This window comes from Vibrio sp. SBT000027, assembly GCF_963894355.1.
In the GTDB taxonomy this organism is placed as follows: domain Bacteria; phylum Pseudomonadota; class Gammaproteobacteria; order Enterobacterales; family Vibrionaceae; genus Vibrio; species Vibrio splendidus.
Window position 1 is genome coordinate 1,156,506 of record NZ_CAWQGD010000001.1, and the last position, 16,366, is coordinate 1,172,871.

General features: G+C 42.3%; 14 protein-coding genes. 5 read left to right on the top strand and 9 right to left on the bottom strand.

Going from position 1 to position 16,366, the window contains the following annotated elements; genetic code table 11:
* Positions 1 to 233 precede the first annotated feature (233 nt).
* On the top strand, positions 234 to 1,460 hold the full coding sequence (locus AACU28_RS04970; protein WP_258186819.1) for a reverse transcriptase family protein: 1,227 nt from the start codon (positions 234 to 236) through the stop codon (positions 1,458 to 1,460).
* Positions 1,453 to 2,166: a retron Ec48 family effector membrane protein gene (locus AACU28_RS04975; RefSeq protein WP_258186818.1), complete on the top strand. Its 714-nt coding sequence runs from the start codon at positions 1,453 to 1,455 to the stop codon at positions 2,164 to 2,166. The genes AACU28_RS04970 and AACU28_RS04975 overlap by 8 nt, the downstream gene beginning before the upstream one ends.
* Here AACU28_RS04975 and AACU28_RS04980 read toward each other — a convergent pair.
* The 5 genes from AACU28_RS04980 to AACU28_RS05000 form a co-directional block, all read right to left on the bottom strand.
* A complete protein-coding gene (locus AACU28_RS04980; RefSeq protein WP_259462615.1) occupies positions 2,159 to 2,425 on the bottom strand; it encodes a hypothetical protein in 267 nt (88 codons plus the stop codon). The two genes, AACU28_RS04975 and AACU28_RS04980, sit on opposite strands and share 8 nt — an antisense overlap.
* Before the next feature lie 173 nt (positions 2,426 to 2,598).
* Positions 2,599 to 2,856 carry a DUF3653 domain-containing protein gene (locus AACU28_RS04985; RefSeq protein WP_339373988.1) on the bottom strand — a complete coding sequence of 86 codons (258 nt, stop codon included), beginning with the start codon at positions 2,854 to 2,856 and terminating at the stop codon, positions 2,599 to 2,601.
* Positions 2,857 to 3,483: 627 nt separating this feature from the next.
* Positions 3,484 to 4,830, bottom strand: a complete 1,347-nt coding sequence (locus AACU28_RS04990) for an ISNCY family transposase (protein ID WP_121602780.1) — start codon at positions 4,828 to 4,830, stop codon at positions 3,484 to 3,486.
* A gap of 302 nt (positions 4,831 to 5,132) precedes the next feature.
* Complete coding sequence (gene yciH, locus AACU28_RS04995) at positions 5,133 to 5,444, bottom strand: stress response translation initiation inhibitor YciH (RefSeq protein ID WP_121602485.1); 312 nt, start codon at positions 5,442 to 5,444, stop codon at positions 5,133 to 5,135.
* Positions 5,445 to 5,447: 3 nt separating this feature from the next.
* Entirely contained in the window at positions 5,448 to 5,816 is a 369-nt protein-coding gene (locus AACU28_RS05000; protein WP_004730993.1) for a DUF3319 domain-containing protein, read from the bottom strand.
* Between the two features lie 100 nt (positions 5,817 to 5,916).
* Here AACU28_RS05000 and AACU28_RS05005 point away from each other — a divergent pair, with 100 nt between their 5' ends.
* Entirely contained in the window at positions 5,917 to 6,885 is a 969-nt protein-coding gene (locus tag AACU28_RS05005; RefSeq protein ID WP_121602486.1) for a tyrosine-type recombinase/integrase, read from the top strand.
* 224 nt (positions 6,886 to 7,109) lie between these two features.
* Here the strand turns inward: AACU28_RS05005 and AACU28_RS05010 are convergent, their stop codons facing one another.
* Both AACU28_RS05010 and AACU28_RS05015 read right to left on the bottom strand, forming a co-directional pair.
* Complete coding sequence (locus AACU28_RS05010) at positions 7,110 to 8,105, bottom strand: D-alanine--D-alanine ligase (RefSeq protein WP_054546869.1); 996 nt, start codon at positions 8,103 to 8,105, stop codon at positions 7,110 to 7,112.
* 179 nt (positions 8,106 to 8,284) lie between these two features.
* Entirely contained in the window at positions 8,285 to 8,848 is a 564-nt protein-coding gene (locus AACU28_RS05015; protein ID WP_004730988.1) for an SPOR domain-containing protein, read from the bottom strand.
* A 216-nt stretch (positions 8,849 to 9,064) separates the two neighbouring features.
* Between AACU28_RS05015 and AACU28_RS05020 the strand changes: the two genes are divergently transcribed.
* A complete protein-coding gene (locus AACU28_RS05020) occupies positions 9,065 to 11,746 on the top strand; it encodes a bifunctional acetate--CoA ligase family protein/GNAT family N-acetyltransferase (protein ID WP_102445875.1) in 2,682 nt (893 codons plus the stop codon).
* On the opposite strand, the gene AACU28_RS05025 is transcribed toward AACU28_RS05020, so the two are convergent.
* Positions 11,738 to 12,625, bottom strand: coding sequence for a LysR family transcriptional regulator (locus tag AACU28_RS05025; protein WP_004730984.1), 888 nt, complete (start codon positions 12,623 to 12,625; stop codon positions 11,738 to 11,740). The genes AACU28_RS05020 and AACU28_RS05025 overlap by 9 nt on opposite strands.
* A gap of 224 nt (positions 12,626 to 12,849) precedes the next feature.
* On the opposite strand from AACU28_RS05025, the gene AACU28_RS05030 reads away from it, so the two are divergent.
* On the top strand, positions 12,850 to 14,997 hold the full coding sequence (locus AACU28_RS05030) for a TonB-dependent hemoglobin/transferrin/lactoferrin family receptor (RefSeq protein WP_121602487.1): 2,148 nt from the start codon (positions 12,850 to 12,852) through the stop codon (positions 14,995 to 14,997).
* 355 nt (positions 14,998 to 15,352) lie between these two features.
* Here AACU28_RS05030 and galE read toward each other — a convergent pair whose 3' ends face one another.
* On the bottom strand, positions 15,353 to 16,366 hold the full coding sequence (gene galE, locus AACU28_RS05035; protein WP_102496918.1) for a UDP-glucose 4-epimerase GalE: 1,014 nt from the start codon (positions 16,364 to 16,366) through the stop codon (positions 15,353 to 15,355).

Genomic DNA, 16,366 nt, shown 5'->3' on the forward strand with positions numbered 1-16,366 from the left:
GTGCGTAAGCGATTCGCTTACCTGTTGCAACTGATATTAATTATGTTTACTTCATGCTCTTTATTTAAAGAGCGCTGGACTACGGTTCAGCTTGTGCCAAGCCGCACCCTATGCGCTCCGCTCGCCCCTTCGGACCGAGAGTAGCGAAGGACGATGGGCTTAGCCAGAGGAATAGTGGCAGTTAGTAAGCGTAGTCAGTGAATACATCACTATTTCTCATCTCTGGATAAAGAGTGGCTAAGCCTATATTGTTGGTAATAATGTGTAATCTTTCCCCTAAAAAGACAACAGAACACTCCATTTCATCTATAGCAAACCTTTGTGATGCATTAGACATAACTCCTAATGATCTTGATGAATTATCTCTACTAAGTGATCAAGATCGATATACTCGAGATACAGTTGAGAAAAGTAATGGAACTTTAAGAACTATCTATAAACCTCATTTTTTGCTTCGGAAAATTCAACGCAGAATTAATCGTAGAATCTTTACACGCATTGTAGAGTGGCCTGATTACATTTTTGGGTCTGTTCCAAATACAAAGGGACCAGACAAGAAAGTTATCCAACGTAAAGATTACGTTAGTTGTGCTGCGCAACATTGTGAATCAAAGAGTTTACTTAAAATAGATATAAAAGACTTTTTCGATAATATCCATATATATCATGTTAAAAAGATTTTCTTAGACTTTTTCAAATACCCAGAAGATGTGTCAGAACTATTGGCTGATATTTGTTGCTTTGAACAACGAGTCGTTCAAGGTGCGCTAACATCTAGTTATATAGCTAGCTTATGTTTGTGGGACACTGAGCCCCAACTTGTCAAACGTTTACAAAGAAACAATTTAACTTACACACGTCTAGTAGACGATATTACCGTTTCTTCTAAAGTATCAAACTTTCAATTTGAGATGGCAATGTCACAAATAACAAGAATACTGGAAGACAAAGATCTACCTATAAATTATTCAAAAACTAAAGTTTCTTATGTATCGATTTCTCCTCTTATGGTGCACGGAATGCGGGTGAATTTTTCCGAACCTAGATATCCGTCTGATGAGCTTAGAAAACTAAGGGCATCTGTACACAACATTGAGAAACTTGCATCTCAAACTGGTTATCGAACAACTTTTGCATACAGAAAAGACTTCAATCGTTGTATGGGTAGGGTTAACAAACTAAAAAGGGTAAAGCATAATAAACACGCGGTGCTATTAAAAAAACTAAAAAAAATACTCCCATTACCATCAAAGACTGATTTGAAGCGAATTAGTTTATCAGTAAAACGATTGGAATCAGATTATTTAGATAAAAAAGAAACTTATTGGTATAGGAAACGATTTTATATGGCACAAGATCGTCTTAATATCTTAAATCGCACGTTTAATCAATCAGCGGCTCAATATCGAGAGCGTCTAAATAGAATCAAACCTTTGTATGATAGAGTTGAAAATGGATAAGCCCGAAAAAATATTTAATGCATTTTTTATCTCATTAGCTGTTATTGCTTTTCTTGGGGTGGTCATATTAATTTTGTCATTATTTTCAACAATGGTTGAGACAAAAAGCTATGAGTTAGAACTTTGTTTTTCTAGCGACTGCTTAATTAATGCTAAAGAGATCTATAAACCTCAAATTGAATTATTATTTGGCATTGTTTATATTGCTGGAACAGTGGCAACGATTGGTGGCATTGTCGTTGCAGTACATACGTACATGAACAACGTGAGTACAAACGCATTAAGTAACCACATTGCACACCTACAAGTATTCCAAGATTACTTAGTTATTGAGCTTAGTAAGCATGACCATTTGAGTATCTCATCTATTGATGTATATGGTTGGTATAATTCAATATTTACAGAGTCAACACAAGGTCGTGTCTATGTCTCTGAGTCATATAAATCGAGTGTTAATTCTATAAACGAAGTGATTCTTATATCGAATAACGAATCTCAAACAGCTGAGAGCGGCTCTTTCCGGTATAAACAACATCAAACTAGAATGACATCGACTCTTAAAAATTTTGGCATAAATATGGGCTATCATCCAAGAAATGACTACTTTGAAATTGAGGGGCAAGTATTGGCATTAATTACTTCTATTAATAATGCATTTTGCTCAAACTCAGGGGTAATTAACTTTGAGCCACGTCAATTCATTTAGCCACAAAAAGCGCCGGCTCTAGGTGCTTTCTTCTTGTTTTTTCATCTGTTTCTTCTAACGCTTCGAGTATTGCTTTCATGCGCTCTGGGGTCGCTTTGGGCGCTCTGCGGTTTGTAGAGCGGGGAAGTTGTGCTGCCTTATCGCCTTCCATTGAGACCCATTCGGCGATGAACTCGTGATATTCTTCAATTTTAGCCCCGATGTATTCTCGGTAACTGGCGTCTGTATAACACAAGTTGTCGCAGCGTTGAGGCCACACCTTCTTGTGGATCCCGTTGCCACTTGACTCTGATTAGAAGCAATTCGCTTGAGGACTGTTCTTCTATTAAGCTTTGTCATAAATAATTACTCAGTTCAAAATAAACTAGAAAATCGTAAGTTAATAGAGGAGGTTAGGTGACAAGTAAAAGTTCTGGAGAGCGAGATAAGTCATTACGTTTGGGTGTTGTACCTGCTCTTATTTGAATTTAGTCGGCACCCAAGGTTTCGCTGGCATACGACGACCGCTACGGAATGGCAAAGGATGTTCTTTAGGTGGGTAAAACTTTGTGGAATCAATTTGACCGTGGCGTCGCGGCAATACGCAAAACTGAGCGATTCTTTTGGATTAAACTCGCGTCGTTCAGGAGTGATCAAGGTAGCTCGGCCAAAGTGTATCTTAAATCCATTCCAACGATGATCTAAGGTCAAGTAACAGCGAGCGTGGATGTTTGTGGTTTCGGTAAAGTGACTTAACTGATTTGAACATATCTGTTCGTGACATTACGTAGATCTGAGGAACACAGAGTAATCCAACAATCTAACCAACAAACATAAACTTTAGAGCGAGCTGTAAGTTTGGTTTAAAAAACTCTGCATGAAGACTTACAGACGAGCTCGTGTGAGAAAACTTAACTGGCTTAGTGGATAACCCAAAACAGAATTCAACGCGTGTAGCCAACAAGAAACACGGTGGCGTGTGTGAAATCTGAAAAAGAAACGACAGCAATGCCTATAAGGTTTACATACAGCGCGCTGAATCATGAGTACAAGAAGATGTAAGTCAGACAGACAGACAGAACAAATATTCTCGTTGATCGGCTTTGTGTAAACGAATCATGTAGATGTTGGCCACACATATAATGGTTGGGTTAAAAGAGCGTTTAGAGAATGCTGGTGAACTCAATATGCTTGAGACACCAGTTGTATTAAGGGTTTAAGAGGAAACGATGACAAGAATAACTTTGGAAAATAGTGACATTACTAAATTGCTCCAACAGTCTGTGTCAATCCCATTTTAAAATGTCCTCATTTGCCCCAAATAGAAATGTCCCGTTATTAGGTCTTTCGACTGGAGGCTTTGAATGGTTCGGTGAGCACTGGGTTGATGGTTCGAGGGGCAGTTTGAAGGGCTCTTTGTTGTGCACGGCGTTTGGGGGCTTTCTTACTGCGGGTTCGTTGCTGTTGTTGTTCGAATTCTTCTTGTTGTTGCTGAGCAAACTTTAAAACTTGGCCGAGGCGTTTGTTGTCGACGATTTGGGTTTGTTGAACGTGCTCGAGTTTGTCGAAGGTTTTGAATTCGAGTTTTCGATGCCCGTATTGGATGGCGATTTCACCGTTTGGGTAGTCGAGTATCTTGACATGTTCGTGCGCTAGTCGGCTGTTTTCTTCAGTAGGTTCAATGAGATAAATCACTTTATCGTATTGAAATGTCAGCGACTTTGAGAGCTTGCGGGTTTCTTGCCAACTGAAAATATCGTCGAGTTCTTGCTTGGACTCTCGAACCGGACGATGCATGTCTTTTGGGTATTGAGCGGGCTTAGCAAAGCGATGGTTAAAATCGGCGGTGAAGTAGGGAAGCCAGGCGTTGGCTTGTTCGATGGTGTCGATACCTTGTAAGCGCATCTCTTTAACCAGCCGGTCTTGCAGCGTGAGGTTGGCTCGCTCAACGCGGCCTTTGGCTTGGGAGCTGTTGGCACAGATGAGTTCTATGGCCAGTTCTTTCAGCACGCGCCCGTATTGAGTTTGGCCAACTTGTTTGTGTTTCTCCTGATTCACTCGAAAAATTGAGTGCTTGTCACTGTAAAACGCGATGGGTTTACCGTGCTCATTGAGGTATTCACGCGTCGCCAACATGTAGTCAAATGCGGATTCTGTCTCGCTGAATCTTAGGTTCATCAAACGGCCAGTTGCATCATCAATGAACACCAATAGGCAACATTTGTCGCTGCGGCCTTCAAACCAGTCATGATGGGAGCCGTCAATTTGGATAAGTTCGCCCAAGCAATCACGACGGTAACGAGGCTGATAGACTCGAGGTTTGCGTTGTGAATGTGGAAGCCACAGTCCGTCGGCGATCATCCATTGACGGAGTGTTTCTTTAGAGACGGATAGATTGTGTCGTTCAGTCAGTTTTTCCAGAGCGAACGTTGGTGAGAAGTCAGAGTAATGCTCACGGATAAGTTTCAGTATTTCAATTCTGAAATGTTCTGAGTAGCGTCGATTACTTGGGCGTCCACGCGCTGCGTGTGTAAGACTTTGAGCGCCAAGAGAGACAAGTTTGTTTACCAAACGTCGGATATGACGCGCAGACAGATTCAAAATGATAGCAGCGTCAACTTGGCGTAGTCGTTTTTCACGTACGTCAGTAAGCACCTTGAATCGCTGAATATCTTTTTCACTCATAGTAATAAGCATCCGGATAACTCCTAAGCAGACCAATATAGGTAAGCTTAGGAGGACATTTTAAAATGGCTCAAACCGGACATTACTAAATTGCTCTAACAGCCTTAGTGCGTATTATGTACGTTATGTTAAATTGGTTTTGGCGTTTATAAGGCAGGTATCTTTGTGTGATGCCCTGCCTTTATTTGGTGTCGATATTCTCTGATTTATACTGTGTATTTAACCATATTGGCTATTTACCATAAAATACCTAATAACCAGTGATAATAATCTTCGATTTTACCCCTGGCATTAGTTAGAGCTTAACCGCCAGCAAATTTAACTTTGTAGCCTTTCTTTTCAAGATGCGCTTTGAGCTTGTCACGAGCGTCGCCTTGAATCTCGATGTTGCCATCTTTTACTGAGCCGCCGCAGCCACACACTTTTTTGAGTTCCGCTGCCATTAGTTTTAATGGTGCGTCATCTAGGTCTAAGCCCGTTACGATAGAAACGCCTTTGCCTTTACGGCCTTTGGTTTCTTTTTGGATTCGAACGATACCATCGCCTTTAGGACGTTGGACTCTCTCTTCTTCAGGTTTAATGCGACCTGTTTCTGTTGAATATACTAGGCTCATAAATTACTTCTTTTGTTGCTCTGCTTTTTGTTTTGCGAGTAAGTAAGCTTCTATATGACGCTGGATTGCAATCTTGCCGCCTTTGATAAGACGCCCGTTAAACATGCAATACCACGCGTTAGGCTCACCGGTGTCATTCTTGATCTGATAGCCGTTGAAGTTTTCAGTTAGGCCACCAGTTCCTCTCGACTTATTTAATGCAGTGAACTCTTTAGGGTCAATAATAGACGCCGTGTCAATCCACCAATCAATACTCTTCTTCACGGCAGCTAGGTTGCCCTGAATCACATTGTTTTTTAACTTAGCACGCCAAATGGTGTTGTTCGCATCCATCGATTGCAGATGGACGCTACGGTAAATTGAATTAGCCATATCTATTAATCATCTTTTTGTTTTCACTGTATTAATCATAAGTATACTTATAATGATATCAAGCATAATATGGTAAAAACACCTGTCGAGGTACGGTAATTTGCGAAAAAAAGTCCCTATTTTAACCGACTCTGTGACAATTAATTCATTTGTTGAAAAATTGAACAGGCACGCGACAATTGAAATTATAGATGAGTTAACAGGATACCAGTACTCTCGTAACTCACTATTGGGTATCTACAGTGATTGGAATCGCTACCATGCGTTCTGTACTAAAAACCGTATCAACACACTTCCTGCCTCTATTACTGCTGTTCGTCGTTTTCTTGAGACTGAATCCAGTGACAGAAAATACGCATCTTTAAAACGTTACACTGCAACGCTTAGTTTGTTGCATACTGTGTTGGGCTTTGCCAACCCAATCAAGCATAGACAAGTTCGTTTTGCCCTGCTCCACTTGCAAGCTCAAATGGCTGGTGACGCTAAGCAAACCAATGCCATGACATCTGCACACCTCGCTGAGTTAAACACGTTACTTTCAAATGAGAAGTCGAGCTTAAAAGAGATCAGAGATATCGCCATTTATAATGTGATGTTTGAGTGTGCTTTAAAACGATCAGAACTTAAGGCGTTATCAATGGGTAATGTCGAGTGCGTTGAAAATGATTACCAGATTACCGTAAAAGATTCAGCGTATCGGCTGTCACAAGTTGCAAGTGCTGCACTTCAGCGTTGGTTTGCGTTTACTGGAACACAAGATGAGTTACCCGTGTTTCGTGCGATAGACAAGCATGAGAATATCAGTCTGCAACCTTTAGATGATTCGTCGATCTATAGGATACTAAGAAGTGCAAGCGACTTACTTCAACTCGCAGAAAACCGCCATTTTTCAGGGAATTCGATTCGTGTGGGTGCCGCACAAGAGTTATCAAAACAAGGTCTTAAAGTAAGGGAGATTCAGGATTTTGGTCGTTGGCTCAGCCCTGCAATGCCTGCGCAATATGTGGGTTATTCGGGGACGGCTGAGAGTGAGAAGATGAAGTTTAAAGCACTGATCCCTTGGCAATAAGTTGACTATCTGTTGGCATTAAACCAATAGCTCCTTGGCTGTAAGCTGATGGCCTCTTTGTTCACAGTTAGCTTGTTGATAGTTAGCTTTTAATAGACAGCTAGAAAGCTTTAACTCTAAAAAAGCTCGGAATCTTGAAAAAATAGCGCCTTGGCGGGTAAGCTCAAGGCGCTATTTTTTTATTTAGCCAGTGGTGTAAGACTCGCTAAGATATTTTGGAAGAACTAAGAAATGCTCGTTCTCACACAGTTCTCTAGGAACTGGCTGAATTTGTGGCCATCATGTTCAACCATTTTAGGGAACATGGAAATTGGCGTCATACCTGGGAAGGTGTTGACTTCATTCAGATAGATCTCGTTGTCTTGCGTTAAGAAGAAATCGATACGAGACAAGTGACGAAGCTTCATTTGGGTGAATACTTTACGAGCACTGTCTGCAATTAACTCTAGTTGTTCGTCTGTTAAGTTATTTGCTTCAACTTCGGTAATTGAGTGGCTGTCTGAGCTGTATTTCTCTTCGTAAGAGTAAAATGCGCCATTAGGTGCAATCACCTCGCCCGGTTTGCTGATGTGTAGCTCACCATCGATTTCATAAGCGGCAACTTCGAGCTCTCTAGGCACAACTGATTTCTCAACCAGCACTTGATCAGAGAAGGTAAACGCCTTATTGATCGCTTCGCTTAAGTCTTCCACTTGGTTAACTTGGTAACAACCTACAGAAGAACCTTGACGAGCCGCCTTCACGAACACTTTGCCCCAATTTTCAAAAGCTTGAGTTGCTTGTGAATGAGCTTGGTCGTTGTTGTCTGATAAAAACAGATACGGCGTGTTTGGGATGCCAAGTGCGTCGTACCAAAGCTTTGAAGTGATTTTGTTGAAACTGTTGTTGCTCGCTTCAGAACCACAACCTAGGTACGGAATCTTAGCCATTTCAAACAGTGATTGAATGTCACCTGTTTCACCCGGGAAGCCGTGAATACAAGGCGCAATGAAATCGACTTTAGACTCTAGGTTGTCGCCACGTAAGGTTTGATTATTGATATCTAGATAAACCAATTCACCTGAATCAAGACACCAGCCTTCGTTTTTAATTTCAACTCTGACAACGTTAAAATCTGCAACGCTATTCAGTTGTTCAAAAAGGTAATTGGCTGAAACTAAAGATACTTCATGCTCTGAAGATCCACCGCCACAAAGTAGAAGGATGTTAATGGTGTTCATGGGTAAATTCGGTCCTTGAAACTAGGAATACTGACTTCAATGATAAACAAAAGTCGAAATAGGTACAGTGTTTTGAACGTTAAAATTGTGTTCGAAAGAACGAGCGATTAACTATTAAACAAAACTGCTGGTCTTAAAACAAAAGAAGGAGCATTTGCTCCCTCTTTTTGAATTAAAACTTAGTTCAACTTGTTAAGCGTTGGGTATTCAGAGTTCTTGATGTCATCAATGCTCTTAACAAACGGCTTCAAGTTTTGGAAAGTGGTTGGCAGCGTTGAGATTGCCTTTTTAGCTTCTAAGCGTGTTGCGTAATCACCGTAAAGTACGGTGAACCACTTAGTGCCGTTAACCATTTTGTAGTTTTCCCAAACTGGTTGAGAAGTCGTAGGTAGCATTTTCACGAAAGAATCGACTTTACTCTGGCTGCCAACAGCAACAACTTGAACCGTGTAACCAAAGCGCTGGTTCATATCTTGTTGTTTCTTCGTTGGGCCTGTCACTACTGCAACTGGCTTAGCTTTAGTTGTTTGAGTGACTTTCTGCTCAACAGGTTCGGTTCTAATCACGTTAACAACGTTTTCTTCAACAACGCCTGTTTGCTCAGATTGAGATACAACTGGAGCTTCAACTTTTGCCGTTTTGTACTCTTCTTGATAACTATCTGAAGTTACATTTGTAACGTAGTCGTCAGATACACATGCAGCCAAGAGCAGTGGCAAAGTCACAATTGCAAATTTTTTCATGGAAAGCTCTATATCCTTAATAATAATTACTATAAATCATGCCGATACGTCGGTTTAGAATCAAGTTAACTTTGAGATTATACACCATTAGTGGGTGACCTATTTCACAAACTTTATGCAGTGTTTGCTTATTCATCTGAATTCGGTGAATTTGCCATCAACCCGTGAGTGAAAAGTAAGTTACGATGAACTTACGTGCATTGCTAGGATATGTCTATGAATCATCTTGATCCCCTCCTTAAACCCCGTTCAATCGCTGTTGTTGGTGCTTCTCAACGAGAAACGCGCGCGGGATATATCGTCATGAATAATTTGTTGCACGGGGATTTTAAAGGTGCGGTGATGCCCGTTACGCCAAAATATGACTCGGTGGCAGGCGTACTCTCATACAAGAATATTTTGTCACTGCCTATCGTGCCTGACCTTGCGATTCTCTGTACCAATGCGACCCGTAATGTGGCTATATTTGAAGAGTTAGCCGAGAAAGGCATAGCCTCTGTCATCGTGCTTTCTTCCGACATGCAGCAACAAAGCGATAATGGCGAAACGTATGATGCACGATGCCTAGCGATTGCTAAAAAACACAACATTCGGGTGCTTGGCTCCAATAGCTTGGGGATAATTGTCCCATGGTTAAATTTAAATGCCTCTTTCTCTCCAGTGACTGCACTGCCAGGTAAAATCGCCTTTGTTTCTCAGTCTGCTGCAGTGTGTACCACGATTCTAGATTGGGCGAACGACAAAGAGATTGGCTTCTCAGCGTTTATCTCAATAGGTAATGGCAGTGACATTGAATTCTCGGAACTCTTGGATTATCTGAGTACCGATTCTCACACCGAAGCGATATTGCTTTATGTTGATAGCATTACTGATGCGAGGCGCTTTATCTCTGCAGCGCGTGCAGCGTCACGCAACCGACGAATTCTAGTGCTAAAAGGCGGGCGAACAGCGAAAGGCCGAGCAGCGGCCATGGCACATACCGGTGGTGCCGATACCTTAGACATTATTTATGACTCTGCGATCCGACGCAGCGGTATGTTGCGAGTTAAGAATTTGCATGAACTGTTTGCTGCTGTAGAGACACTGACTCATTCAGTCCCCTTGCGTGGCGAGCGCTTGGCTATTGTTACCAATGGTGGCGGCCCTGCAATTATGGCCGTGGACACCCTTTTTGACCGCGGTGGTAAGCTCGCAGAATTATCTGAAGATACGCTCGATAAACTCAGTAAGGTTTTGCCATCTAGTTGGTCTCATAGCAACCCTATCGACATTGTTGGTGATGCCGGCGATCAACGCTATATCGACACCATAAACATCTTGCTCGATGGTGATGAAGCGGATGCCATTCTTATCATGCACAGTCCTTCTGCGGTCGCACATTCAGCCAAAACAGCAGAGCGAATTATTGAGGCGATTAAAAAGCATTCTCGCCACAAGCGCTTTAATATCTTAACGAATTGGTCTGGGGAGTTAACGGCAAGGCCGGCGAGAAAGCTGTTTACTGAAGCGGGGTTCCCAACCTATCGAACGCCTGAAAGTTCAGTGGTCGCATTCATGCACTTGGTCGAGTACAGACGCAACCAACGTCAGTTAATGGAAACGCCGACCACGGCAGAAAAAGTGCACATTGAAGACTTGGCAGATGCCAAAAATTGGATAGAACGCCAACTACTGGATAAAGATACAGTTAGTCTTGATACCCATCAAAACAGTCAGTTTTTCAAGCACTTCAATCTTGATGTGTTGCCAACTTGGATTGCTTCCGACCCAAGTGAAGCTGTGCACATTGCTGAAACGATCGGTTACCCGGTCGCCGTAAAACTTCGCTCGCCAGACATTGCGCATAAGTCAGACGTTCAAGGTGTGATGCTCAATTTGCGAAACAGTAGCGAAGTCGCGAATGCCGCTCAGGCAATTCTCGATCGATCTCAATTGTCGTTCCCTACTGCTCATATCCATGGCTTGTTGATTCAAGGTATGGCCAAGCTTGCAGGCGGCCAAGAACTGCGAGTTAAGGTCACAACGGACGAAACCTTTGGCCCTATCATTTTACTTGGCCAAGGTGGCTCTGAGTGGGATGAATCGATTGATGCCGCGGCTGCTTTCCCACCGCTTAACATGACACTGGCGCGTTACTTGATCATCAGGGCGATAAAAAGTGGCAAGATTCGCCTGCAAAAACTGCCTAACCCAATCGACATTGAAGGGCTCTCTGAGTTGCTGGTTCGTATTTCGCAAATGGTAGTGGATTGCCCTGAAATACATGATTTGGATATCCATCCAGTACTGGCCAATGGTGACAAGTTCACGATATTAGATGCCGATATCATCTTGAAAGCGTACGAAGGCGATCCACAAGAACGTCTTGCGATTCGCCCTTATCCGGTCGAGCTTGAAGAGAATATCGTACTCAAGGACGGCACCGAAGTGTTGTTACGCCCTATTCTTCCTGAAGATGAACCGCTTCATGCTGACTTTATTAATCGCGTCTCTAAAGAGGATCTGTATAAGCGTTTCTTTAGTGATGTTGGTGAATTCAATCATGAGGCGTTGGCGAATTTTACTCAGATTGATTTCGATAGAGAAATCGCGTTTGTGGTGGTTCGTAAGGAACAAGGTGTGCCTGCGATTATTGGTGTATCGAGAGCGCTAATTAACCCAGAGAACACCGATGCCGAGTTCGCGATTCTGATACGTTCCGATCTGAAAGGTGTCGGCTTAGGTCGTATTCTTATGACTAAGGTTATCGATTACTGCCGTGCGAAGCAGACTAAACAGATGTCGGGCATGACGATGCCAACGAATAGAGGGATGCTGACACTAGCTCAAAAGCTCGGCTTCGAGCTAGATATCAGTTTTGAAGATGGTACTGCAGATATGGTGTTACCGTTACTTTAACGCCCATGTCTTTTTAAGATGTTGGATACACCAAGACTTGGCGTCGCCCATTTTGTTGCGTCGCCAAGCCATGACGATATCGATCGGCTGTGGTTCTGTACCCGAAATCTGCTGTAGAACGCCAGATTCAATCAGCGGCTTAGCAATACTACTCGGCAAGGTGCCAATCCCTAATCCAGTTGTCAGAGCCTCTACCTTTGCAGGGAAGCTTGTTACGGTTAAACGAGGTTGTTTCTCTAGAATATTGCGACTTAACGCTGGTTGATCGCGAGCAGTGTCTGCAATTGCAATAACCCTGTAACTTTCCCTCGCTTTTTGATCGAACTCGCCAGAACGTTTATGAACGTAGTGGTTTGATGCCGCGACCCATACCATTTCCATCTTACCAATGATGTCACTTTTCATATCGTTTGGAATCGTGTCGAGCTTGGGACATACCAATAAATCGGCTCGGCCATCTGTCAGGGATTCCCAACATCCGGCTAAGATCTCTTCTTGTAAGCGAACACGTGTTTTGCTGATTTTCCCGAGTTCGTCAACCAACGGGAAGAAATTGGCAATAGGAATGATGCCATCAAAGGCAATGGTTAAATCTAGCTCCCAGCCATTAGCAAGAATACTCGCATCGTTAACGAGTTGTTCAGTGGCACCAAGAATGATTCTACCTTGCTCTAATATTAACTGCCCCGCTTCCGTGAAATTTGCACGGTGGCCTGAGCGATCAAAAATCATGATATCTAAGTCTTGCTCTAACTTCTGGATTTGATAACTCAATGAAGAAGGCGCTCGGTCCAGTTCATTTGCTGCAGCTGCGAAACTCCCACGACGATCAATGGCATCTAATATATGTAATGCTTCAAGTGTTATTGGACTATGCATAGCTTTCCTACTTTATAAATGAGACTTGGATCACAAAAACAGAAGCATTCAGGCTATGAATGGAACTGTAAAAGTCTTTTTAATACAGGTATTTAAGAGTATTAATTATGAATTAGTTGATAAGATTGAAAATTATTTAAATGCAAATAATAGTAATTATCATTTAGATCCAATATTATCTTTCGCAAATCAAGATAATACTATGGAACTAAGGTAACTATCAGATGTATAAGCAATCCCTACTCTCTGCTTCAATCGTTTTAGCGCTTTCATCAACATCAGCCTTTGCTGACGATTATGCCCTATTTGACGAGGTTGTTGTATCGGCAACTCGTACGAATCAAACACTTATCAATACTGCGGCTTCTGTTACTGTCATCTCGGATAAGCAAATTGAAGAGAACATGGCGAAAGATGTGAATGAAATCTTCGAATACACTCCGGGTGTAACGATGAATTCAAGCTCTCGCCAAGGCGCACAGACTATCAACATTCGTGGCATGGAAGGTAAACGCGTTAAGATTTTAGTCGATGGCTCTTCTCAGCCAGGTTCATTTGATGGCGGTCCATACGCATTTATCAATTCTAGCGGTATTTCAATCGATCCCGACATGCTTAAAAGTGTCGAAATTATCAAAGGTGCTGCTTCAAGTTTACACGGAAGTGATGCTATTGGCGGTGTTGTTGCCTTTGAAACTAAAGACCCTTCTGATTTCTTGAAAGATGGCGAAGACTTCGGTGGCCAAGCGAAACTGTCTTACTCTTCAGAAGATAACTCTTTCAGTGAGCACGTTGCATTAGCTAATCGATTTGGTGACTTAGAAACATTGGTTGCCTACACTCGCCGTGACGGAGAAGAGCTTCAAAACTTCCGCGACTCTAATAACTTAGAGAATTACGCAGTAGAAGATCAAGACACATCAGCCGATAACCTATTGGTAAAATTTCAATATCAATTGAATGAAAGCCATCGTATTGAGTTTCTAGCTGAACTAATCAAAGATACTTCAGACTCTGACATTTATCACTCAAGCTACGATAGCTACACGGGTGCAGATGATACAGAGCAAAATCGATTTGCGATTAAACACATTTGGTTCGCTGATGGCGCAATTGCCGATACCGTGACCAGTAAAGTATCGTACATTTCCAAAGAAGAAAATGGTGTGACGAAACGCTTTAAACCCGCAGGTCCGGGCTTTCCACCTTACGTTCCTGCTAACAACGACAATCTTCAAACCAAAGATTACGAGTACACCGAAGATAAGCTTGAGCTCGAAACTCAGCTAGATAAAGAGATTAACAACCATTACCTAGTTTATGGGGCAACTTATACACATAGCGACATCAGCAATACCAATATGGAGTACAACTCTGATCCTGCTACTGATGATCAGCTTTATGTATACACTCCTGATGCTAAAGAGCAGAAGTTTGGTCTGTTTGTACAAGACGAAATTAGCCTAATGAACGACAAACTTGTTGTTACTCCAGGTGTTCGTTTCGATCACTTCTCTACAGACCCTGGTAAAAATACAGGTGAGTCACTTACGGACTTCTCTGATTCTGCGGTAACTGGACGCTTAGGCTCAACATACAAACTTACTGATACAGGCACCATTTTTGGCCAAATTAGCCAAGGCTTTAGAGCCCCTTCTTTCGATGAACTGTACTACACGTATGACAACCCAGGACATGGTTACGTAAACGATCCAAACCCGAATCTTAAGTCAGAAACCAGTATCTCTTATGAGCTAGGTTACCGTCATAATACACAGGCCTCATCGTCTGAGATTGCGGCTTACTACAGTGATTACGATGACTTCATCGAAACAGTGGTAACGAAAAAAGTTGGCGGAACTACACACTACTCTAACGTTAACTTAGATTCGGCAACAATTAAGGGGGTTGAATTCTCTAACACGTTACTATGGGATGTTTTGGTAGGTGCACCTAAGGGGATTTCAACTCACTTCGTTGCTTCATATACAGAAGGTGAAGACGGAAACGGTAATGCACTGAATAGTGTTAACCCTTGGAATGCTGTATTAGGTCTTAACTATGATGCTCCAAACCAAAACTGGGGTACTAGCCTTAAGTTAAACTACACGGCTAACAAGTCTGGTTCAGACATCAATTTCGATGACGAAAGCGGCGGCAACGCTGGTCAAGCTGAGCTTCCAAGCGCTACGGTTGTTGACCTGACAGCTTACTACAAGCCAATGAAGGATCTTACTATCCGTGGTGGCGTATTCAACTTAACTAACGAAGAGTACTACCGTTGGAACGACATTCGTGGCGATGATGAGCTTTACAAAGAGAACTCTCAAGCGGAAAGAAACTACGGCATTTCAGCTAAATACGAATTCTAATTCGTTAGAAAGCTGAACCACAGAAACGTATACAGCAGATACTAAAAAGCCAGCTAAATGCTGGCTTTTATTATTTCACTAAAAATTGTATCAAAAAGGGATAAAGTGAAATTACTTCTCTGCCATCTCTTTCTTAACCATTACTGCAGCAGCAATGATGAAAGTGATAATTAGGCCTAGTTCCATGATTAACTCCAAAGAAAATTAACATTAAACATATAATTCGCGAGCATGATAACAACAACCGATACAGAATGATACTTTTTAACCACTAATTCACTTTTTATTCGATTTAGATCAAAAAAGATGCCCTAAAGCACCTTTTTGTATATTAATCATTCATGAAACGACTAGATCAGCCAGGGAAACCATTAGGATTCGTTGACTGCCAGCGCCATGTATCTTCCGTCATTTCAGTCAATGTTCGCGTCGCATTCCAGCCCAGCTCTTTTTGAGCTTTAGCAGGGTCTGCCCAACATTCTGCAATATCACCTGGGCGACGATCGACCAGTTTATAAGGGACTTGTTTACCGCTCGCTTTCTCGAACGCTTTAACCATATCTAATACACTCGAACCGTTACCAGTGCCAAGGTTGTAGATATGAAGACCGTCTTTACGCCCTACTTTTTCAAGCGCTGCGATGTGTCCATCAGACAGATCCATGACGTGGATGTAATCACGAACACCAGTCCCGTCTTTTGTTGGATAATCGCTACCAAATACCGATAGGAATTCACGGCGGCCCACGGCTACTTGAGATACAAATGGCATTAGGTTATTTGGAATGCCTTGCGGGTCTTCACCTAGCTCACCACTTGGGTGTGAACCTACTGGGTTAAAGTAACGCAGCAGTGTAATGCTCCAATCTGGATTGGCTTTTTGGAAATCGGTTAAGCACTCTTCAACCATTAGCTTACTACGACCGTAAGGATTGGTTGCGCTTGTTGGAAAATCTTCGGTGATAGGCACACTCGCAGGATCGCCGTAGACCGTTGCTGAAGAGCTGAATACTAAGGTTTTTACACCAGCGTCACGCATTGCATCAACAAGGACTAACGTGCCGTTCACGTTATTGTCATAGTATTCAAGAGGCTTAGCTACAGATTCACCAACCGCCTTTAGGCCAGCGAAATGAATAACGGCTTCAATGTTGTGTTGCTTCATGGTTTCAGTCAAAAGCGCTTTATCACGAACGTCACCTTCAATGAAATGAGGGCGAACACCAGATACTTTTTCGATACGCTCTAGAACGCTTGGTTTACTGTTATACAAGCTATCAAAAAGTACAGGTGTCATACCTGCGTTGATCATCTGGATACTTGTATGGCTACCGATGTAACCCATGCCACCTGTAACTAAAACATTCAT